General features: G+C 62.9%; 13 protein-coding genes. 11 read left to right on the top strand and 2 right to left on the bottom strand.

Going from position 1 to position 22,074, the window contains the following annotated elements; genetic code table 11:
- Positions 1-4 precede the first annotated feature (4 nt).
- From ACE3N6_RS04395 to ACE3N6_RS04370, 6 genes are all read left to right on the top strand, one after another.
- The gene (locus ACE3N6_RS04395) at positions 5-1,966 is read left to right on the top strand and encodes an Ig-like domain-containing protein (RefSeq protein WP_374243962.1); all 1,962 of its coding nucleotides are present in this window, start codon (positions 5-7) and stop codon (positions 1,964-1,966) included.
- Positions 1,967-2,037: 71 nt separating this feature from the next.
- Entirely contained in the window at positions 2,038-2,571 is a 534-nt protein-coding gene (locus tag ACE3N6_RS04390; protein WP_374243961.1) for a shikimate kinase, read from the top strand.
- Complete coding sequence (gene aroB, locus ACE3N6_RS04385; RefSeq protein WP_374243960.1) at positions 2,559-3,638, top strand: 3-dehydroquinate synthase; 1,080 nt, start codon at positions 2,559-2,561, stop codon at positions 3,636-3,638. Before ACE3N6_RS04390 ends, aroB begins: the two co-directional genes overlap by 13 nt.
- Before the next feature lie 19 nt (positions 3,639-3,657).
- Positions 3,658-4,779, top strand: coding sequence for a deoxyguanosinetriphosphate triphosphohydrolase (locus ACE3N6_RS04380; protein WP_374243959.1), 1,122 nt, complete (start codon positions 3,658-3,660; stop codon positions 4,777-4,779).
- 236 nt (positions 4,780-5,015) lie between these two features.
- Positions 5,016-9,692 carry a glutamate synthase-related protein gene (locus tag ACE3N6_RS04375; protein ID WP_374243958.1) on the top strand — a complete coding sequence of 1,559 codons (4,677 nt, stop codon included), beginning with the start codon at positions 5,016-5,018 and terminating at the stop codon, positions 9,690-9,692.
- Position 9,693: 1 nt separating this feature from the next.
- Positions 9,694-11,160: a glutamate synthase subunit beta gene (locus ACE3N6_RS04370; protein WP_374243957.1), complete on the top strand. Its 1,467-nt coding sequence runs from the start codon at positions 9,694-9,696 to the stop codon at positions 11,158-11,160.
- Between the two features lie 90 nt (positions 11,161-11,250).
- On the opposite strand, the gene ACE3N6_RS04365 is transcribed toward ACE3N6_RS04370, so the two are convergent.
- The gene (locus ACE3N6_RS04365; protein WP_374243956.1) at positions 11,251-12,450 is read right to left on the bottom strand and encodes an acetate/propionate family kinase; all 1,200 of its coding nucleotides are present in this window, start codon (positions 12,448-12,450) and stop codon (positions 11,251-11,253) included.
- A complete protein-coding gene (locus ACE3N6_RS04360) occupies positions 12,447-13,859 on the bottom strand; it encodes a bifunctional enoyl-CoA hydratase/phosphate acetyltransferase (protein ID WP_374243955.1) in 1,413 nt (470 codons plus the stop codon). The genes ACE3N6_RS04365 and ACE3N6_RS04360 overlap by 4 nt, the downstream gene beginning before the upstream one ends.
- A gap of 205 nt (positions 13,860-14,064) precedes the next feature.
- Here ACE3N6_RS04360 and glmU point away from each other — a divergent pair, with 205 nt between their 5' ends.
- The 5 genes from glmU to ACE3N6_RS04335 all read left to right on the top strand — a co-directional run bounded on the left by glmU (position 14,065) and on the right by ACE3N6_RS04335 (position 22,064).
- Positions 14,065-15,426, top strand: a complete 1,362-nt coding sequence (glmU, locus tag ACE3N6_RS04355) for a bifunctional UDP-N-acetylglucosamine diphosphorylase/glucosamine-1-phosphate N-acetyltransferase GlmU (protein WP_374243954.1) — start codon at positions 14,065-14,067, stop codon at positions 15,424-15,426.
- A 57-nt stretch (positions 15,427-15,483) separates the two neighbouring features.
- Entirely contained in the window at positions 15,484-17,322 is a 1,839-nt protein-coding gene (gene glmS / locus ACE3N6_RS04350) for a glutamine--fructose-6-phosphate transaminase (isomerizing) (RefSeq protein WP_374243953.1), read from the top strand.
- A 138-nt stretch (positions 17,323-17,460) separates the two neighbouring features.
- Complete coding sequence (locus tag ACE3N6_RS04345; protein ID WP_374243952.1) at positions 17,461-18,297, top strand: TnsA endonuclease N-terminal domain-containing protein; 837 nt, start codon at positions 17,461-17,463, stop codon at positions 18,295-18,297.
- Position 18,298: 1 nt separating this feature from the next.
- Positions 18,299-20,443, top strand: a complete 2,145-nt coding sequence (locus tag ACE3N6_RS04340; protein WP_374243951.1) for a Mu transposase C-terminal domain-containing protein — start codon at positions 18,299-18,301, stop codon at positions 20,441-20,443.
- Entirely contained in the window at positions 20,433-22,064 is a 1,632-nt protein-coding gene (locus ACE3N6_RS04335; protein WP_374243950.1) for an ATP-binding protein, read from the top strand. The genes ACE3N6_RS04340 and ACE3N6_RS04335 overlap by 11 nt, the downstream gene beginning before the upstream one ends.
- Positions 22,065-22,074: the final 10 nt, after the last annotated feature.

Genomic DNA, 22,074 nt, shown 5'->3' with positions numbered 1-22,074 from the left:
CGCGGTGGCCCTGGCTGCCGCGCTGGCCTTGGCCGGGTGTGGGGGCGGCGGCGGCGGTTCGTCGACGAATTGCATGCCTTATCAGACCTCCACCTCCTGCACCAGCGGCGGCGGCACCACCACCACTCCCACCCAGACCGCCACCCAGCTTTCATTGACTGTGGACTCTCCTGCCATTCTGACGAATGGCAGTGCAACCGTGTCTGTTTCGGCAACACTAAAAGACGACAAAAATGCAGTCGTGCCAGGGGCGACAGTAAGCTTTAGAGCGGATTCAGGCACGATTTCTGCTTATTCTGCAGTGACTGATTCGAGTGGCGTTGCGTCTATTACCTTTAATTCAAACGCTGAAAAAGCTAATCGACTTGTAACTCTTACCGCGAGTTCCGGCAGTCTTAGTCAATCGACCGTAGTACAAGTTCGTGGAACCCGGATTGGTTTTGGTGGAGACACTACGGCGATTGTAGGAAGAGTTGCATCGATGACGGTGACGCTAGTTGATGGAGCGAACAAGGCGATTGCGTATCAAACTGTTGCTTTGACCTCCAAGCTGGGAAATATCCTGCCTCCGTCTGTGACAACGGACGCGAATGGGCAGGCTGTAATTTCCTATAATCCCACGGTTGCAGGGACGGACACAATTACTGCATCGGCGTTAGGAGCGACTTTAACTCAGGATGTGGTTATCTCTTCTGTAGTTGATTTCGTTTTCACGTCGCCCTCTGCGGACTCTTCTGTTAATGTAAATCAATGTATGCCGGTTTCAGTAGCTCTGTCTGGACAGGCTGCGACTGGGGTGATGTTCACGGTGTCTCGTGGACAGGTTTACGCTAATAGTGCGTGTTCCTCTGGAAGTGATTCTCAAGTCGTGCCGTTCTCCGGTTCGTCAGCTACTGCATATATCTTGTCACCTAACGCGGGTGCGGCTACGGTTTATGCGCAGCTAACTGGGAGTACGTCGGTTGCTAAGACCTCGTTGTCTGTCAAGTTTGTTGCCACTGTGCCAAGTACGGTTGTTGTTCAGGCCGATCCGTCCGTTATCACCGTTGGTGGCTCCTCAAGTGTGACCGCGATTGTTCGGGACGCGAACAGCAACCCTGTCGCTGGGCGCCAGGTGGTTTTTTCCGCTCCAGATGGAGGTGGTACGCCGACTCCGAATACGGCTGTGACAAACGATTCGGGGATTGCAACTGCGACATTTAATGCGGATGCCTCGGCTAGCGGCAAGGATTCCGTGCGTGTCATGGCATCAGTCCCCGGTGCAACGCCAGCGGTTAGCCCGGCGGTAACGACCCTGACAGTAGCAGGGTCAGCGGTGAGTATTGTGATCGGCACAGATAATCAAGTCGTGGCATTGGATGATCCTCCGCGCTATAGAAAAGTTTATGGGGTGATGGTCTCAGATTCAGCGAGCGGTCCCATTAAGAATCAGACAGTGACTATCTCTCTTCGTGGTATTTATTTTAGAAAGGGGTGCTTCTTGAGTCCGAATGCGGGGACCGGATCTACGTGCACATATACGGCTACTTCATCTTCTTCCAGTGGAACTGGGTCTACGCGTTGGGTGGAGTACTACCCGCCAACCCAATCGATTTGCCCATCTGAGGATGCCAATAACAACGGTGTTGTTGAAACTGGCGAGATCGGTGATGCCGATGGCGATGGGCTCTTGGAGCCGGACGGCGTTGCTATAGTGCGCTCTCCGACATCGTCTGGCGGGTTGAGCGCGACAGTTACGACGGATGCTAGCGGTGTAGCTGCTTTTTATGTTGAGTACTTGCGTGAGTACGCTAATTGGGCGGCTGTTGAGTTGAAGGCAACTGCTGCTGTGGCGGGTAAAAATAGCGTAGGTATTCGTAATTTCTGGCTTGCTGTGCCCGCATCTGAACTGTTGGATAAGGATGTCTCCCCTTCGTTCCAGTATTCCCCGTTCGGGGTTCAGTCGGGATGTTCGAGCCCGTATTGATTGGATAGTCTTGGCTTGACAAAAAGCTGGCCTATGTGAGGCCAGCTTTTCGCTTTTCGGAAAGTTTTTCCGTGAATTCAGATAACAAGCGCTGCATCGTTCTTGTCGGAATGCCGGGGTCGGGGAAGACCACGGTCGGTCGGGAACTCGCCAAGCGGCTTGGGTGGCGTTTCGTCGATTGCGATCACGAACTTGAAGCCCGCACCGGGGTCAAGATTCCGACGATCTTCGAGATCGAGGGCGAGGATGGCTTCCGGCGTCGGGAGACCCAGACCCTCGAAGCGCTTACCGAAGAGACCGATCTGGTGCTGGCGACCGGCGGCGGCGCAGTGACGCGGGCCGAGAACCGGGCGCTGCTCGCCGAGCGGGGTGTGGTGATCTACCTCAATGTCACCCCTCACGTGCTGTGGGAGCGCACCCGTCACGACCGCACCCGGCCGCTCCTGCAGGTGCCCGATCCGAAAGGGCGGCTTCAGGAGCTCTACGTCGCGCGGGATCCGCTCTACCGCGAGGTGGCGGATGTCGTCGTCGAAGGCGGCCGCGGAACGCCCCACGCGATGGTGCGGACGATTGAAAAGGAACTGCACGCCCTATGCGTACTCTGAACGTCGAACTCGCCGAACGCAGCTACCCCATCCGGATCGGCGCCCGCCTCCTTGAGCAGCCGGGCCTCATCAAGCCCTACCTGAAAACCCGCCGTGTGGCCGTGGTCACCAACGACGTGGTTGGGCCGCTCTACCTCGATGCCTTCGTCGCCGGGCTGGAGGCGGAGGGCCTCAGCGTCACCCGCATCGTCCTGCCCGACGGCGAGGCCCACAAGGATTGGCCCACCCTCAACCTGATCTTCGACGGTCTGCTGGCCGCGCGCTGCGACCGCAGCACCACGCTGATCGCGCTGGGGGGCGGCGTGGTCGGCGACATGGTCGGGTTTGCCGCCGCCACCTACCAGCGCGGGGTGCCCTTCATCCAGGTGCCCACCACCTTGCTGTCCCAGGTCGATTCCTCGGTGGGCGGCAAGACGGCGATCAACCATCCCCTCGGCAAGAACATGATCGGCGCCTTCTACCAGCCCCGGCTGGTGATCGCCGACACCGCCGCCCTCGACACCCTGCCGGATCGGGAGCTGAAAGCTGGGCTGGCGGAGGTCATCAAGTACGGCCTCATCCGCGATCTGCCCTTCCTCGACTGGATCGAGACCAACCTCGGCCGCCTCCTCGCCCGCGACCAGGACGCCCTGGCCGAAGCCGTCGAGCGCTCGTGCCACAACAAGGCCGAGGTGGTGGTGGCCGACGAGACCGAGCAGGGCGAGCGTGCCACGCTCAATCTGGGTCACACCTTCGGGCACGCCATCGAGACCGGCCTGGGCTACGGCGAGTGGCTGCACGGCGAGGCGGTGGCGGCTGGCGCCGTGATGGCGGCCGACCTGTCCCGCCGGATGGGCTGGCTCTCCGACGCCGACGTCGAGCGCGTCCGCGCCATCCACGCCCGCGCCGGCCTGCCGGTGAAGGGCGCGCCGCTGGGCGCCGACCGCTACCTTGAGCTGATGGCCCACGACAAGAAGGTGTCGGATGGCACGCTGCGTCTCGTGCTGCTCCGCCAGATCGGCAAGGCGGTGATTACCGCCGAGGCGCCGGTCGAGGCCATCCGCGCCACCATCGAGGCCTGCTGCTGAAGTGCCGGGCCGGGAAATCATGACCGATCTCGCGCCCTACGCCGTCACCGAAGCCAACTCCCGCGGGCGCCAGCTGCCCGAGCCGCCGCCCCTCGCCCGGGGCGAATTCCAGCGCGACCGGGATCGCATCGTCCACAGCACGGCCTTCCGCCGGCTCGAATACAAGACCCAGGTCTTCGTGAACCACGAGGGCGATCTGTTCCGCACCCGCCTCACCCACAGCATCGAGGTCGCCCAGATCACCCGCTCGATCGCCCGGGCGCTGCGCCTCAACGAGGATCTGGCCGAGGCCGTTGCCCTGTCCCACGATCTGGGCCACACGCCCTTCGGCCACGCCGGCCAGGAGGCGCTCAACGGCTGCATGAAGGATTTTGGCGGCTTCGAGCACAACCTGCAGTCCCTGCGCACCGTCGATCTGCTCGAAGAGAGCTACGCTGAGTTCAACGGCCTCAACCTGCTCCACGAAACCCGGGAAGGCATCCTCAAGCACTGCTCGCCCAAGAACGCCGAGCTGCTGGGCGACATTGGCCGGCGCTTTATCGAGGGGCGCCAGCCGTCCCTCGAAGCCCAGCTCGCCAACCTCGCCGACGAGATCGCCTACAACAACCACGACGTGGACGACGGTCTGCGCTCGGGGCTCATCAGCCTCGAACAGCTCGACGCGGTGCCGATCTTTGCCCGCAACCGGCGCGCCGTCGAAGCCGCCTACCCCAGCCTGGCCGGCCGCCGGCTCATCCACGAGACCATCCGGCGGATGATCAACCTGATGGCCGTGGACCTCATCGAGCAGACCCGCCGCAACATCGCCACCGCGGCGGTGTCCAGCCTCGACGACGTGCGCAGCGCACCGCGGCTGGTGGCCTACAGCGCCGAACTGCTGCCCGAACTGCGCATCCTCAAGACCTTCCTCCGCGACAACCTCTACCACCACTACCAGGTGCTGCGCATGACCGACAAGGCCCGGCGCATCATCCACGACCTCTTCGGCGCCTTCATGAACGACCCGCGCCTGCTGCCGCCCCAGTACCAGCAGATGGCCCGGGCCGACAAGCCGCGGGCCATCGCCGACTACATCGCCGGCATGACCGACCGCTATGCCATGAAGGAACATCGGCGCCTGTTTGCCGTCGGCGAAATCTGATCGCGCCGCGCCAGCCTTGCGGCAGCGCAAAAAATCCTTGAAGGACGGGCACCTGCAGCGGTATATTCGACCCTCGCCCAATGTGTTTGAACGGTCTCCTCGTCGGGATCACGCGTAGCCGGCCGGCCATGCTTTGCCGGCTTTTTCACGGTTCGGACGGGGCGTTTTCCGCAGTTTGAAGGTCCGGCGTTACAGCAACGCGAACGCCGGTGTGTGTTGTGTCGAGGAAAAACAAGATGGATCTTCCCCTGGAGCAGGGTCTGTACGACCCCGCCAACGAACATGACGCCTGTGGTGTCGGCTTCATCGCACATATCAAGGGCAACAAAACTCACGACATCGTTCTGCAGGGCCTCGAAATCCTGAAGAACCTGGATCACCGGGGTGCCGTCGGTGCCGATCCGCTGCAGGGCGACGGCGCCGGTATCCTCATCCAGATTCCGGACACCCTGTTCCGCGAAGAGATGGCCAAGCAGGGCGTGACCCTCCCGCCCGCCGGCGACTACGGTGTCGGCATGGTCTTCCTGCCGAAGGAGCACGCCTCCCGCCTCGCCTGCGAGGAAGAGATCGAGCGCGCCGCCCGCGCCGAAGGCCAGGTCGTCCTCGGCTGGCGCGACGTACCCACCGATCCGGCCATGCCCATGTCGCCCACCGTCAAGGCCAAGGAGCCGGTGATCCGTCAGGTCTTCATCGGCCGCGGCCCCGACGTCATGGTCACCGACGCCCTCGAGCGCAAGCTGTACGTGATCCGTCGCCGCGCCGCCAACGCCATCGCCGCGCTCAAGCTGAAGCACTCCAAGGAGTTCTACACCCCGTCGATGTCCGCCCGGACCATCAACTACAAGGGTCTCCTCCTCGCCGATCAGGTTGGTCAGTACTACTTCGACCTGCAGGACCCGCGTTGCGTGTCCGCGCTGTCGCTCGTCCACCAGCGCTTCTCGACCAACACCTTCCCGACCTGGCATCTGGCCCACCCGTTCCGTTACATCGCCCACAACGGCGAAATCAACACGGTTCGTGGCAACTACAACTGGATGCGTGCCCGTGAGAAGGGCACCCACTCGCCGCTGCTGGGTGAAGACCTGCAGAAGCTGTGGCCGCTGATCTACCCGGGTCAGTCCGACTCCGCCGCCTTCGACAACGCCCTCGAACTGCTGGTGATGAGCGGCTACTCCCTGGCCCACGCGATGATGATGATGATTCCCGAAGCCTGGGAATCCCACACGCTGATGGACCAGAAGCGTCGCGCCTTCTACGAATACCACGCCGCCATGATGGAGCCGTGGGACGGCCCCGCCGCCGTGGCCTTCACCGATGGCCGCCAGATCGGCGCCACCCTCGACCGTAACGGCCTGCGCCCCGCCCGCTACCTCGTCACCGACGACGACTACGTGGTCATGGCGTCCGAATCCGGCGTGCTGCCGATCCCCGACGAGAAGATCGTCAAGAAGTGGCGTCTGCAGCCGGGCAAGATGTTCCTGATCGACATGGAGCAGGGCCGCATCATCGACGACAAGGAACTCAAGGAGTCCCTCGCCGCCGCCAAGCCCTACCAGGAATGGCTGTCCCGCATCAACATCAAGCTCGACACCTGTGCCGAGCCCGAAGCCGATGCGGTCCCGACCTTCTCCGCCTCCCTGCTGGATCGCCAGCAGGCCTTCGGCTACACCCAGGAAGACATCAAGTTCATCCTCGAGCCGATGGCCAAGAGCGGTGAGGAAGCCGCCGGCTCGATGGGTAACGACAGCCCGCTGGCCGTCCTGTCCTCGCGCAACAAGCCGATCTACAACTACTTCCGTCAGCTCTTCGCCCAGGTGACCAACCCGCCGATCGACCCGATCCGCGAACAGCTGGTCATGTCGCTGGTGTCCTTCGTCGGCCCGCGTCCGAACCTGCTCGGCATCAACGAGATCAACCCGCCGTACCGCCTGGAAGTCACCCAGCCGGTGCTCACCTTCGCCGACATGGCGAAGCTGCGCGGCATCGCCGGCTACACCGGGAACAAGTTCCGCTCCGCCGAACTCGACATCTGCTACCCGCTCGCCTGGGGCAAGCAGGGCGTCGAAGCGCGCCTGGCCTCCCTGTGCGCCGAAGCCGAGAACGCGGTGCTCAACGGCTCCAACATCCTGATCGTCTCCGACCGCAAGGTCGATGCCGACAACGTCGCGATCCCGGCGCTGCTCGCCACTTCGGCGATCCACCAGCACCTGGTCACCCAGGGCCTGCGCACCCGCACCGGCCTGGTGGTCGAGACCGGCTCCGCCCGCGAGACCCACCACTTCGCGGTGCTGGCCGGCTACGGCGCCGAGGCGGTGCATCCGTACCTGGCCCTCGAAACCCTGGCCCAGATCGCCAAGGGCGACGCCGAACTCACCGAGAAGTACACCAAGCACTTCATCAAGGGTGTCGGCAAGGGCCTGATGAAGGTCATGTCCAAGATGGGCATCTCCACCTTCATGTCCTACACCGGCGCGCAGATCTTCGAAGCCATCGGCCTCCAGAAGTCGCTGGTCGAGAAGTACTTCACCGGCACCTCGTCGCAGGTTGAAGGCATCAGCGTGTTCGAGGTGATGGAAGAGGCGATCCGCCTGCACCAGCAGGCCTTCAGCGCCGACCCGGTGCTCGCCAACGCCCTCGACGCCGGTGGCGAATACGCCTTCCGTGTCCGCGGCGAAGAGCACATGTGGACCCCGGACGCCATCGCCAAGCTCCAGCACTCCACCCGCTCCGGCAAGTACGACACGTACAAGGAGTACGCCAAGATCATCAACGACCAGAGCAAGCGCCACATGACCCTGCGCGGCCTGTTCGACCTCAAGCCCGCCGGCGCCCCGGTGCCGCTGGAAGAGGTCGAGTCCGCCAAGGAGATCGTCAAGCGTTTCGCCACTGGCGCGATGTCCCTCGGCTCGATCTCCACCGAAGCTCACACCACCCTCGCCGTGGCGATGAACCGCATCGGCGGCAAGTCGAACACCGGTGAAGGCGGCGAAGATCCGAAGCGCTTCTTCCCGATCGCCAAGGACACCACCCTGTCCGAAGTCATCGGTGCCAGCCGCGTCGAGCGCGACATCGAACTGAAGGCCGGCGACAGCCTACGTTCGTCGATCAAGCAGGTGGCTTCCGGCCGCTTCGGCGTGACCACCGAATACCTGGTCAACGCCGACCAGATCCAGATCAAGATGGCCCAGGGCGCCAAGCCCGGCGAAGGCGGTCAGCTGCCTGGCCACAAGGTCTCCGAGTACATCGGCTTCCTGCGCCACTCGGTGCCGGGCGTCGGCCTGATCTCGCCCCCGCCGCACCACGACATCTACTCCATCGAGGATCTGGCCCAGCTGATCCACGACCTGAAGAACACCAACCCGATCGCCGACATCTCGGTGAAGCTGGTGTCCGAAGTGGGCGTCGGCACGGTTGCCGCCGGTGTCGCCAAGGCCAAGGCCGACCACGTGGTGATCGCCGGTCACGATGGCGGTACCGGTGCCTCGCCCCTGTCCTCGATCAAGTACGCCGGTTCGCCGTGGGAGCTGGGCCTCGCCGAAACCCAGCAGACCCTGGTCCTCAACCGTCTGCGCAGCCGCATCCGCGTGCAGGTCGATGGTCAGATCAAGACCGGTCGCGACGTGGTCATCGGCGCCCTGCTGGGTGCGGATGAGTTCGGCTTCGCCACCGCGCCGCTGGTTGTCGAAGGCTGCATCATGATGCGCAAGTGCCACCTCAACACCTGTCCGGTGGGCGTGGCCACGCAGGATCCCACCCTCCGCAAGCGCTTCTCCGGCCAGCCGGAGCACGTGGTGAACTACTTCTTCTTCGTCGCCGAAGAAGTCCGCGAGCTGATGGCCCAGCTGGGCATCCGCAAGTTCGAAGACCTCATCGGCCGCGCCGACCTCCTCGACATGCGTGCCGGCATCGAGCACTGGAAGGCCAGCGGCCTGGATTACAGCCGCATCTTCCACCTGCCGAACGTGCCCGCCGACGTGCCGCGCATCCACACCGAAACCCAGGACCACAACCTGGCCAAGGCGCTGGACAACCAGCTCATCGAACTGGCCAAGCCGGCCCTCGAGAACGGCGAGAAGGTCAACATCGAACTGCCGGTGCGCAACATCAACCGCACCGTCGGCGCGATGCTGTCGGGCAAGTTTGCCGCCAAGTACGGCCACGCCGGCCTGCCGGACGACACCGTCCATATCCGCCTGAACGGCACCGCCGGCCAGAGCTTCGGCGCCTTCCTGTCCCGCGGCCTGACCCTCGAACTGGTGGGCGAAGGCAACGACTACGTCGGCAAGGGCCTCTCCGGTGGCCGCATCGTCGTCCGCCCGGCGGCCGGCTTCAAGTGCGACACCCCGTCCAACATCATCATCGGCAACACCGTGCTGTACGGTGCCACCGAAGGCGAAGCCTACTTCGCCGGCGTTGGTGGCGAGCGTTTCGCGGTGCGCAACTCCGGTGCCACCACGGTCGTCGAAGGCGTGGGCGACCACGGCTGCGAATACATGACCGGCGGCACGGTGGTGGTGCTCGGCATGACCGGCCGCAACTTCGCCGCGGGCATGTCCGGTGGCGTCGCCTACGTGTTCGACGAAGACGGCACTTTCGAGTCCCGCTGCAACATGGCCCAGGTGGCCCTGGAGCCGGTCGAGGAAGAGTTCGCCGCCCGCAAGGGTTCCGAAGCCGGCGACGACCTCGAAGGCCACGGCCGGGTCGACGTGCGTCACCTGGGCATGGCCGACGAGGCCCTGCTGAAGATGCTCGTCGAGCGTCACGCCACCTACACCGGCAGCGAACGCGCCAAGGCCATCCTGGCCGACTGGGCCAACGCCCGCTGCAAGTTCGTCAAGGTGATGCCGCACGAATACCGTCGCGCGCTGGCCGAAATGGCCGCGCAACAACAGAAAGAACTGGAGGCCGCGTAACATGGGCAAGCCAACTGGGTTCCTCGAATTTGAGCGCCTCTCCGAGGCCTACGCGCCGGTCGAGGAGCGTCTCAAGAACTACAAGGAATTCGTCGTCACCCTGACCGACGAAGAAGCGAGCAAGCAGGGCGCGCGCTGCATGGACTGCGGCATCCCGTTCTGCAACAACGGCTGTCCGGTGAACAACATCATTCCCGACTGGAACGATCTGGTTTACCGCGGCAACTGGAAGGAAGCGATCGAGGTTCTGCACTCGACCAACAACTTCCCGGACTTCACCGGCCGCATCTGTCCGGCGCCCTGTGAAGCCGCCTGCACGCTGAACATCAACACCGAAGCCGTGGGCATCAAGTCGATCGAGCACGCGATCATCGACAAGGCCTGGGAAAACGGCTGGGTCAAGCCCCAGCCGGCCGCCGTCAAGACCGGCAAGAAGGTTGCGGTCGTCGGTTCCGGCCCTGCCGGCCTGGCCGCTGCCCAGCAACTCGCCCGCGTCGGCCACGACGTGACCGTGTTCGAGAAGAGCAGCCGCATCGGCGGCCTGCTCGGTTTCGGCATCCCCGACTTCAAGCTCGACAAGTCGGTCATCGACCGCCGCGTCGAGCAGATGCAGGCCGAAGGCGTGGTCTTCAAGACCAAGGTGCTGGTTGGCGACAAGAACCTGCCCGCCGGCATCAACAACGACGCCACCGAAGTGGTCTCCGCCGAGGCGCTCAAGGCCGAGTTCGACGCCGTGATCCTGGCCGCCGGCTCCGAAGTGCCGCGCGACCTGCCGGTCCCGGGCCGTGAGCTGAAGGGCATCTACGCCGCGCTGGAGTTCCTGATTCCGCAGAACAAGGAAGTCCAGCAGGGCATCGCCAACCCGATCAACGTCAAGGGCAAGCACGTCGTCGTGATCGGCGGCGGCGACACGGGCTCCGACTGCGTGGGCACCTCCAACCGCCACGGCGCGGCTTCCGTGACCCAGTTCGAGCTGATGCCGATGCCGCCGGAAACCGAGAACCGCGCGCTGACCTGGCCGTACTGGCCGTACAAGCTGCGCACCTCGTCCTCCCACGACGAAGGCTGTACCCGCGATTTCGCCGTGGCGACCAAGGGTTTCGTGGATGACGGCAAGGGCAACGTCAAGGCCCTGAAGGCCGTCCGCCTCGACTGGAAGGATGGCAAGATGGCCGAAGTGGCCGGCTCCGAGTTCGAGCTGCCCTGCGACGCCGCCTTCCTGGCGATGGGCTTCACCAACCCGGTGGGCTCGCTGCTCGACGCCTTCGGGGTCGAGAAGGACGCCCGCGCCAACGCCAAGGCGACCACCGACGGCGAAGGCTGCTACCGCACCAACGTCGACAAGGTCTTTGCCGCCGGCGACGTGCGCCGTGGCCAGTCCCTGGTGGTGTGGGCGATCCGCGAAGGCCGTCAGGCTGCCCGCGAGGTCGACGCCTTCCTGATGGGTTCGTCCGTCCTGCCGCGCTGATCCGCCGATCTTCGCAGCCAGCAAAAAGCCCGGGGTGACCCGGGCTTTTTGTTTTGCCGCCCCGGACGATGACCGGGGCGGGCAAGGGCCTCAGCCCAGCCCGAGGAGATTGACGGCGTGGTGGCCGATCATCCATTCCTCGTTGGTGGGCACCACCAGCACCTCCACCTTGCTGTCCTTGGTGTGGATGCGCGTGGCGTGGCGCTGGTTGGCGGCCGGGTAGAGGCGCAGCCCGGTCCACTCCAGCCAGTCGGCGATGCGGGCGCGGATCGGCGCGGCGTGCTCGCCGATGCCGCCGGTGAACACCAGCGCCTCAAGGCCGCCGGCCGCCATCGAGAGCTGGCCGATCATGCAGGCGGCGCGGTAGCAGAACAGCTCGATGGCGTCCTTGGCGGCGTCTTCGTCGGATTCGAGCAGCGCCCGCATGTCCTGGCTCAGGCCCGACACGCCCAGCAGGCCGGATTGCTTGTAGACCAGGTTGGACAGCGCCTTGGCGTCCATGCCCTTCTGCTCGATCAGGTGGAGGATCACGCCGGGGTCGAGGCTGCCGGTGCGGGTGCCCATCATCAGGCCGTCGACGGCGGTGAAGCCCATCGAGGTGTCGCGGGAGAGCCCGTCGCGTAGCGCGCACATGCTGGCGCCGTTGCCCAGGTGGGCGACGATGATAGCGCCGCGGGCCTTCTCTTCGCCGAGGAGGTCGGGCAGCTGACGCGATACATATTCATACGAAAGCCCATGAAAACCGTATCGCTTGACCCCCTCGTTGAACAGCGCGCGGGGCAGCGGGAAGCGTTCGGCCACCGGCAGGCGGGTGCGGTGGAAGGCGGTGTCGAAGCAGCCCACCTGGCGCACGTCCGGCATCAGCCCGAAGAGGGACTTGATGGCCCGCAGGTTGTGGGGCTGGTGCAGCGGCGCGAGGGGAATCAGGGTTTCGAGTTCGGCGACGACCTCCGGCGTGAGCACCACCGGGGCGCCGTAGTGGTCGCCGCCGTGCACGATGCGGTGGCCGGCGGCGACGATCTCGACGCCCGGGCTGTGGCGGTTGATCCACTCGAAGATGAACTCCAGCGCCAGCCGGTGCTGGCCGTTCTGGTCGGTGCCCGCGGGCACGCTGAGGGCCTCGGTGAAGCGCTCGCCGGAGCTGGTGTCCTTGGCGGTCATCAGGGGTTCGGCGCCGATGCCTTCGACCTGCCCCGACAGACGCGGCAGGTCGGCCAGCTTCGGGGTCATCGGGAAGAGGGCGAACTTCAGGCTCGACGAGCCGGCGTTGAGAATGAGGACGGCTTTCACAGGCGGACTCCCTGGCGACGTTTGTGGGCCATCAGCTGGGCGATGGCGCAGGATGCGGTACGGGTTTCGGCGGTATCGGCGCGGCTGGTGAGCACGATGGGCACCCGCGTGCCGAGCACCACGCCGGCCATCAGGGCGTCGGCGAGGTATTCGAGCTGCTTGGCGACCATGTTGCCGGATTCGAGATCGGGCACCACCAGGATGTCGGCCTGGCCAGCGACCGCGGAGCGGATGCCCTTGGTCTTGGCGGCGACGAGGGACACCGCGTTGTCGAAGGCCAGCGGGCCGTCGAGCAGGCCGCCCTTGATCTGGCCGCGGTCGGCCATCTTGCACAGGGCGGCGGCGTCGAGGGTGGAGCGGATCTTGACGTTGACGGTCTCGACCGCCGAGAGGATGGCCACCTTGGGCTCGGGCACGCCCATCATGATCGCCAGCTCGATGGCGTTCTGGATGATGTGGACCTTGTCCTCCAGGGTGGGCTCGATGTTGATCGCCGCGTCGGTGATGAGCAGCGGGTGCGGGTAGGTGGGCACGTCGGCCATGAAGACGTGGGAGATGCGGCGCGAGGTGCGCAGGCCGGTTTCCTTGGCGACCACCTCGCTCATCAGTTCGTCGGTGTGCAGCGAGCCCTTCATCAGGGCGTCCACCTCGCCGTTGCGGGCCATGCGCACCGCGGTTTCGGCCGAGGCGTGGCTGTGGGGCACGTCGACGATGCGCACGCCGTGCAGATCGATGCCCTCGCGCTCGGCCACTTCGCGGATCTTGCTCTCCGGGCCCACCAGCACCGGGATGACGAGCCCGGCGTCGCGGGCCTGGATCGGGCCGCGCAGGGATTCGGTGTCGCAGGGGTGGGCCACCGCGATGGGGATCGGCTCCATGCCCTTGGTCATCTCGAGCACGTGCAGGTAGCGCTGCTGGCGGTCGGAGATGGTGATCTCGGGCAGCGCCATGCGCGGGCGCTTGATCTTCTCGGTGGGGGCCATCACCTCGGCGGTGCCGTCGATGACCTTCAGCCCGTCCTGGTTGACGCACAGGCACTCGAGGATCAGGTGGTGGTTGTGCTCGAAACGCTGGATGCAGGTGATGGTGACGGTGAGGGTGTCGCCAATGGTGATCGGGCGCCAGAACTTGAGGGTCTGGCCCACGTACACGGTGCCGGGGCCGGGGAATTCGGTGCCGAGGATCGACGAGATCAGCACGCTGCCCCACATCGAGTGGCCGACCACCTCCCGGAACTGGCTGGAACGGGCAAACTCCGGATCTACGTGGGTGGGGTTCACATCGCCGGACATCACCGCGAAAAGGTGGATATCTTCGGGCAACAGGGTGCGGACGAGCTGGGCGGAGTCGCCGATGGCGATTTCGTCGAAGGTGCGGTTCTGGATGAAATCGCGAGCTTGAGTAGTCATGATGTTTCCTGAATTATTGCCTTGCAGCACGCCGATTCTACGGAAAGACTTGAAACTAACTTTAGCATTAGATCAAATCATTGTTGCGTTGCATCACGGCTCCGGCGGCAACTCGTCCCGATTCGAGAACTGCGCCGCAAATTTCATAAAATCTCCCATGCTAGAATCCGCCCGAGCCAAATTCAAACCGCATTGAAGGAAGTCCATGGAAGTGATCGTTCTCGCCGCCGGGCAGGGCAAGCGCATGCGCTCGGTGTTGCCGAAGGTGCTGCAGCCCCTCGCGGCAAAGCCCATGCTGGGTCATGTGCTCGACACCGCCCGCGTTCTCGAGGCCCGTCGTATCGTGGTGGTGTATGGCCACGGCGGAGAGGTGGTGCGTGAAGCCCTCGATGCGCCCGATCTCGCCTGGGCCCGGCAGGACCCGCCCCAGGGCACCGGCCACGCGGTGCAGCAGGCCATGCCGCTGGTGGAAGATGGCGACATCGCCCTGATCCTCTACGGCGACGTGCCGCTCATCGGCGTGCCCACCCTGCAGCGCCTGATGGCCGCCGCCAGCGATCGCCAGCTCGCGCTGCTCACCGTCAATATGGACGACCCCACCGGCTACGGCCGCATCATCCGCGACGCCGGCAAGGTCACCTGCATCGTCGAGGAGAAGGACGCGACCCCCGCGCAGCGCCAGGTGCAGGAGGTGAACACCGGCATCCTCGCCGCCCCGGTCGAGCGCCTGCGCGGCTGGCTCGCCAACCTCAAGAACGACAACGCCCAAGGCGAGTACTACCTCACCGACATCATCGCGATGGCGGTGGCCGACGGCCTGGAGGTGGTCACCACCCAGCCCGACGCCTTCGAGGAAACCCTTGGCGTCAACAACAAGACCCAGCTCGCCGAACTCGAGCGCATCCACCAGCGCAACATCGCCCGCCGCCTCACCGACGCCGGCGTCACCGTGATCGACCCGGCCCGCCTCGACGTGCGCGGCGAGCTGATCTGCGGCCGCGACGTGGAGATCGACGTGAACTGCATCTTCGAAGGCCGGGTCGAGCTGGCCGACGGCGTGCGCGTGGGTGCCAACTGCGTGATCCGCAACGCCACCATCGGCGCCGGCACCAAGATCGCTCCCTTCTCCCACGTGGAAGACACCACGATGGGCGCCGCCTGCGCCATCGGCCCCTACGCCCGCACCCGCCCCGGCACCGTGCTGGGCGACGATGTCCACCTGGGCAACTTCGTCGAAGTGAAGAACAGCGTGATCGCCAACCACTCCAAGGCCAACCACCTGGCCTACGTGGGCGACGCCGACATCGGCCAGCGGGTCAATGTGGGCGCCGGCACCATCACCTGCAACTACGACGGCGCCAACAAGTTCCGCACCGTCATCGAGGACGACGTCTTCATCGGCTCCGACACCCAGCTCGTTGCCCCGGTGCGCGTGGGCAAGGGGGCCACCCTCGGTGCCGGCACCACCCTCGTCAAGGACGCCCCGGCCGGCGAGCTTACCGTCTCGCGGGCCCGCCAGGCCTCCATCCCCGGCTGGAAGCGCCCGGTCAAGATCAAGAAAGCCTGATTCCCTCATCTTCCGGCCCGGCCCTGGCGGTCGGGCCTTTTCGAAAGGTTTCCGCTCATGTGTGGCATCGTCACCGCCATTGCCCGTCGCAACATCGTTCCCGTGCTGCTCGAAGGGCTGCGCAAGCTTGAATACCGGGGCTACGACTCCGCCGGCCTCGCCGTCCTCAAGACCGAAGGCCAGCCCGAACTCATGCGCCTGCGCGCCGTTGGCCGCGTGGCCGAGCTGACCGCCCAGGCCGACGCCACCGGCCTCTCCGCCGGCATCGGCATCGCCCACACCCGCTGGGCCACTCACGGCGTGCCCTCCGAGCGCAACGCCCACCCCCACATCTCCGGCGGCCTCGCGGTGGTCCACAACGGCATCATCGAGAACTTCGAGGAGTTGCGTGCCGGCCTGCAGGCCAAGGGCTACGTGTTCACCTCCGAGACCGACACCGAGGCCATCGCCCACCTGCTCCACGACAAGCTCAAGGCCACGCCCGACCTCTTCGACGCTGTGCGCGCCACCATCGCCGAACTCATCGGCGCCTACGCCATCGGCGTGGTGAGCGAAGCCGACAGCGGCCGCGTGATCGTCGCCCGCAAGGGCTCGCCCCTGCTCCTGGGCATCGGCGAAGACGGCCACTACGCCGCCTCCGACACCGCCGCGCTGCTGCAGGTCACCCGCAAGGTGGTGTACCTCGAAGACGGCGACGTGGCCGAGCTGACCCTCGACGGCTTCCGCGTCACCCTGCAGGACGGCACCCCGGTCGATCGCCCGGTGAACATCTCCAGCCTGTCGGCCGACGCCGTCGAGCTGGGCAAGTACCGCCACTACATGCAGAAGGAAATCTTCGAGCAGCCCCAAGCCCTGGCCAACACCCTCGAGATGATCGCCGGCGGCGGTGGCATCTCCCCGCAGCTCTTCGGCGCCGACGCCGTAGGCGTCTTCGGCGCCACCCGTCGCGTGCTCATCCTCGCCTGCGGCACCAGCTACCACGCCGGCCTCGTCGCCCGCTACTGGATCGAAGCCATCGCCAAGCTGCCCTGCTCGGTCGAGATTGCCAGCGAATACCGCTACCGCGAATCCGTGCCCGACCCCGAAACCCTGGTGGTCGTGATCTCCCAGTCCGGCGAAACCGCCGACACCCTGGCCGCCCTCAAGTTTGCCAAGAGCCTGGGCATGACCAAGACCCTGGCCATCTGCAACGTGCCCGAGTCCGCCATCGTCCGCGAGACCGCCCTGCGCTTCGTCACCCGCGCGGGCCCCGAGATCGGCGTCGCCTCCACCAAGGCCTTCACCACCCAGCTCGCCGCCCTGGCGCTGCTCACCCTGGCCCTGGCCAAGGTCAACGGCCGCCTCTCCGAGGCCGACGAGGCCGCCCACCTCACCAATCTGCGTCACCTGCCGGTGGCCGTGGGCAAGGTGGTCGAACTCGAACCCGCCATCGAAGCCTGGGCCCAGCGCTTTGCGGGCAAGCACCACGCCCTGTTCCTGGGCCGTGGCGAGCACTACCCCATCGCCCTCGAAGGCGCCCTCAAGCTCAAGGAAATCTCCTACATCCACGCCGAAGCCTACCCCGCCGGCGAACTCAAGCACGGCCCGCTGGCCCTGGTGGACAAGGAAATGCCGGTCATCTCGGTGGCCCCCAACGACAACCTGCTCGAAAAGCTCAAGTCCAACCTGCAGGAAGTCAAAGCCCGCGGTGGCGAACTCTACGTGTTTGCCGACGCTGGCTCCGAGATCCCCGAATCCGAAGGCGTGCACATCCTGCACCTTCCGGAACACTACGGCATGCTCTCCCCCATCCTCCACGTCATCCCGCTGCAGCTCCTCAGCTACCACGCCGCCCTGGTCAAGGGCACCGACGTGGACAAGCCGCGCAACCTCGCCAAATCGGTGACCGTGGAATGACCGGGCCGGCCTGCGGCCGACGCTGTTAGAAAATAATAAAGATGTGAACTAGACAATAAAGATGTGATGTAAATAATAAAGTTGTAATTTAGCCCCCAGTGACTAAGATGAAGCCATCTAGTTACTGGGGGCTTTTTCATGGCCAAGCGCCGCTATAGCTTCGATGAAGCCACGCTTGCGCGATTCCTGAAGGAAGGGCGGGGCCAAGGTGCGGGCGGGAGCTACAAGCCCTGGCTAACTATCCAGGATGTTCCGTCACAGGGCCGAACAGCACGGCCCACAGGCTGGAAAACTGGCAGGCTGCACCATCTTCTCTCCGACATCGAAACGGCACTCTTCTACCTACTCGACTGGGAAGATCACGTCCTGGACATTCGGGAGCAATTTCCCCTCGATCGCGAGAAAACGCGGCAGATCGCATCCGAGATGGGGGTTGCCCATCCGTCTGACGTTAAGACCAAAGTGGACATCGTGATGACCACTGACTTCTTGGTCGATATCCAGACCGCTCAAGGACGGAGAACGCTGGCTATCCCGGTTAAGAAAAGTGATGACCTCGACGATGCTCGGACGATCGAGAAGTTGGAAATCGACCGCCGGTATTGGCAAGGTGAAGCTGATTGGATCATCGTTACCGAGCGGGACATGAACAAAGATCGTGTTGGCAATATCCGCTGGGTTCATGAGATGCATACCCTTGAAGGGCTAGAGGTACCTTACCCGGGGTTCTGGCAGGATCGGTGCCGCGCTCTGCTTGGCTGCATGGAGACATGTGCCGAGATGACGATCAAACAGTTTCTCCGTTGGCTGGAGAGCACCCAGGGGTTTGGTTCTGGGGAGGGGCTTACCGTGATCCGTCACTTGATCGCAACCAAGATACTGCTGATCGACATGGATCGTCCGTTCGATACCTCGGCGGTCCTTGCCCAGGCGCTAACGCGCAAAGGCGGTGGCGAAGTAAGGCGGAGGGCGTGAAATGCTGCTCAGGAACGATTTGTTGCACTACGAAGAGGGCGAAGGGCGTACCGTTAGAGTCCTCTGGTTTAGTCCCGACAGCGCAGGTGCAGCGATCATCGACGTGTGTGAGGAAAAGGCGCTACCCATCATCGTGCGGCTGGACGGGCTAATCGAGGATGTGCGAGAGAAGCGGGCACGTCTGTTGAATCCCGATCCTTATCTCGTGCTCGCGATCGAAGCTTCCATCCCTCCGAGCCACAAGACCATTCGGGACGACGCTTGGTCCATTATCAAGAATCTTGTTGATAAAGAACCTGAAATATACAAAAGGGATGAGCGAGGTAAAATCTTAAAGGCCGCGATAGCCGAGCACAAGATCACACTCAACACGGTATACCGCTATCTTCGTCGTTATTGGCAGCGGGGCCAAACGCCGAACGCCTTGCTGCCTGACTACGCGAATTCCGGAGGGCGGGGCAAGGAGCGCCACAGCACTGGTAAGAAGCGCGGACGGCCGCGCCTCTATGGTGGTCAGAAGGGCATCAATGTCACGCCCGATATCCGAAGGGTTTTCCGGGTTGCCGTTGACAGGTACTACGCGCAAGTCGGCAGTAAGTTTACGCTGAAGGGTGCGTATGACGAAATGATTCGGACGTTTTTCTGTGAAAAGCGAATCGATCCCGAGTCAAACGATGTCATTCACGTCCCCCAAGACGCCTACGCTCAAGATGGTTTGCCTACGGATACCCAATTTCGCTATTGGTTTGGGAGAGATCAGGACATCATGGACGTCAAGCGGCGCCGGGTTGGGCCCAGGTCCTACGATAAAGATATGCGCGGTCTGCTTTCCACCTCTGCAGTGGAGACATGGGGGCCGGGAGCCAGATATCAGATCGACGCAACCTTAGCCGATGTATATCTAGTATCCCGCCTGAAGCGGGACCGTATCATCGGGCGCCCTGTCCTTTACATCGTCATCGATGTCTTCAGCCGGATGATCGTTGGAATCTATGTCGGGCTGGAAGGCCCCTCTTGGGTGGGCGCGATGATGGCATTGGCTAACACTGCTGCAGACAAGGTCAACTATTGTCGGCAGTTTGGGCGGGAGATCGAACTGGAGGATTGGCCCTGCCATCACCTGCCAGCCGCGCTGTTGGGTGACCGTGGGGAGATTGAGGGGCGTTACATTGAGACGTTGGCGAATAACTACCGTGTCAGTATCGAAAACACCGCTCCCTATCGTGCAGATTGGAAAGGAATCGTCGAGCAACGGTTCCGCCTTTTGCCGGCCAAATTCAAGCCTTATGTCCCCGGCTATATCCAATGCGATTTCCGAGAGCGGGGCGGGAAGGACTACCGTCTTGATGCCGTATTGGATCTCCACCAGTTTACGCGCATCGTCATCGACTGCGTTCTTCATTACAACAATCATCATGAGATCAAAGGCTATGATAAGGGACCTGGCATGGCGGCCGATGATGTCCCGGCCGTCCCCATCGAGTTATGGAACTGGGGTGTTGCTCAAAAAAGCGGCCAATTGCGCTCTTATCCTGAAGATCGCGTCCGTTTTAGTTTGCTTCCGGTAGGTTCTGCGAGCGTCACTGGCCACGGGATTTATTTCGACGGATGCTTCTACACTTGCGCCGAGGCGGTCGAGCAGCGTTGGTTTGACCAAGCCAGGCAACGTGGGCGTTGGCGTGTGTTAATCAGTTATGATCCGCGCTGCCTAGACGATATCTATCTTCATGCCCCGGACTCAGAGCAAGGGTTTATTGTGTGTGCCATGACGGAGCGGAGTCGGGTAGACCGAGGCATGTCATCCTGGGAGATCGGGCAGAGGCGATTCTTCGAGAAGGATCAAGCCGCCGACCGTGCCCCAAATCAGCAATTCAAGCAGGCTGATCTTGCCGCGAAGATTGAAAGCACCGTCAGCGAAGCAATTGCTACGCAGCCTTTAGCGACGGCCAGTGACCGTGCCAGAACGAAAGATATCCGTTCCAACCGGGCGGAAGAAAAGTTGGCGAATCGGCAGACTGAGGTATTCCGTCTAGGTGATCGCACGCCGCCGCCGAAGGTTGCGGATGTTATTCCTCTGTGGCCGAAGTCCGACTATTCTGAACCTAGCATTACCGAGATATTGGGGAGCCTAGACGATGACCAATAGTGACGCGCAGCTAGCTGTATTGCCGGAGTATCAGGACAATCCATTCATCACGGCACTGCCGCCGTTGTGGTCGACGAAGGAAACCTACGATCGATTGCTGTTGCAGCCACTCTTCGACCCCAAGGAGCGGCAGTTTCCCGATCATGTGCGGCCGCATTGCATCATGCGGTTGTTCCGATATTTTGATCCCCTTGAGCAGCACCTGACCCTCGCCAGTCGATTTGGCATGCTTCTGCGGCAAGGGTACATCGGTCGGAATCCTGCGCAGGGAGACTACCAGCGCCACTTGCAAAACAGCGTTGCGCGCATGGAGACAGGTAACCTAGCAACGCGGCGATTCGCTGTGCCCAATAGTGCTGCCAGTTTTGCGTTACTTGGAGACTCAGGGATCGGTAAGTCGACAGCCATTGAGCGCACGCTAGCCCAGTATCCGCAAGTTATTTACCACGATAAACCTTTCAGTTTGCACCAACTAACTTGGCTGAAGGTGGAGTGCCCTCAAAAGGGTGGTCCCATTCAGTTGTGCATAAATTTCTTCGCCGAACTTGATCGTGTGCTGGGCACGAACTATCTGGACAAATACGGATCTTCCACTCGCACTGTCGGCCTGGCCATGCAGCGCATGGCGCACCTCGCAAGCATCCATGCTCTGGGGGTTCTGGTTGTCGACGAGATTCAGCATCTGCTGCGCACGCATGGAATGGATGCTGAGGACATCCTGAATTTTCTCGTTACCTTGGTCAACACTATTAGTGTGCCAGTGATCGCTATTGGAACAAATAATGCCGTCAGCCTGCTTCAGGGAAAGTTTCGACAGGCGAGGCGGGCAAGCGGAATCGGCTCCATGATCTGGGAGCGGATGCCGAACAATGAGACATGGCAGCATTTCGTCGACCGGTTATGGAGGTATCAGTGGACGCGTGAATTTACGCCGCTAGATCAGGACTTACGCGACGAGCTCTACGTTGCGTCCCAAGGGATCATTGATGTGGTCGTCAAGTTATTCATGTTGTCGCAGATGAAGGCTATCAGATTGCGGAAGGTCCGTAATCTCTCTGAGACCTTGACCCCTTCACTGCTTCGGCAAGTCGTTAAGGATGACTTTAAGCTGATCGAACCCATGATCGATGCGTGTAGGAGGAACGACACCGCAGCGCTTAGCGCATTTGATGATCTGTTGCCTTTCCGAGAGCATGTGATTCAAATTTTTGGCGATGCGGTCACGAATAATGACCTTAGTAAGGAGGCTCCTCCAGCCTTGCCGGCAACAGATGTGCAAAACGGTGCGCAAGGGACTAGCGACGTACTTGGATCGGTTCGTGCGGCAATGGGCGCATTGGGTTTGGCACCTGACGTTGTCGAAGTGATGCTCCGCGACGCCCTAGCGGCAGATCCCACGTTGGATGCGCTACAGCTAGTCGCAGTCATCGGTGGAAAGCTGAAGGCCCCGGTAGAAACACCTAAGCCAAGGCGAACAAAGAAGATTCAGAAGGCGGAGCAGGCCGAGTGGCCTCTTGGTGATTTGAGGAGAATTGTCAGCGAAGGCAAGCCGCAAGGTCTGACGGCATACGATGCCCTGAAGGCATCGGGTGCCGTCGGGGCTCTGCCTGAAGCTGCGTGAGGATTGCTCT

Source organism: Zoogloea sp., assembly GCF_041904905.1.
Lineage (GTDB): Bacteria > Pseudomonadota > Gammaproteobacteria > Burkholderiales > Rhodocyclaceae > Zoogloea.
Note: the sequence above shows the minus strand (reverse complement) of the source record. Positions and strands in the feature narration are given on the sequence as shown.

What these genes read in the sequence shown, in the direction of transcription:
- aroB (WP_374243960.1), top strand. Translation starts at nt 2,559, where the DNA reads ATGCGTACTCTGAACGTCGAACTCGCCGAACGCAGCTACCCCATCCGG.
- ACE3N6_RS04380 (WP_374243959.1), top strand. Translation starts at nt 3,658, where the DNA reads ATGACCGATCTCGCGCCCTACGCCGTCACCGAAGCCAACTCCCGCGGG.
- ACE3N6_RS04375 (WP_374243958.1), top strand. Translation starts at nt 5,016, where the DNA reads ATGGATCTTCCCCTGGAGCAGGGTCTGTACGACCCCGCCAACGAACAT.
- ACE3N6_RS04370 (WP_374243957.1), top strand. Translation starts at nt 9,694, where the DNA reads ATGGGCAAGCCAACTGGGTTCCTCGAATTTGAGCGCCTCTCCGAGGCC.
- ACE3N6_RS04360 (WP_374243955.1), bottom strand. Translation starts at nt 13,859, where the DNA reads ATGACTACTCAAGCTCGCGATTTCATCCAGAACCGCACCTTCGACGAA.
- glmU (WP_374243954.1), top strand. Translation starts at nt 14,065, where the DNA reads ATGGAAGTGATCGTTCTCGCCGCCGGGCAGGGCAAGCGCATGCGCTCG.
- glmS (WP_374243953.1), top strand. Translation starts at nt 15,484, where the DNA reads ATGTGTGGCATCGTCACCGCCATTGCCCGTCGCAACATCGTTCCCGTG.
- ACE3N6_RS04345 (WP_374243952.1), top strand. Translation starts at nt 17,461, where the DNA reads ATGGCCAAGCGCCGCTATAGCTTCGATGAAGCCACGCTTGCGCGATTC.
- ACE3N6_RS04340 (WP_374243951.1), top strand. Translation starts at nt 18,299, where the DNA reads ATGCTGCTCAGGAACGATTTGTTGCACTACGAAGAGGGCGAAGGGCGT.
- ACE3N6_RS04335 (WP_374243950.1), top strand. Translation starts at nt 20,433, where the DNA reads ATGACCAATAGTGACGCGCAGCTAGCTGTATTGCCGGAGTATCAGGAC.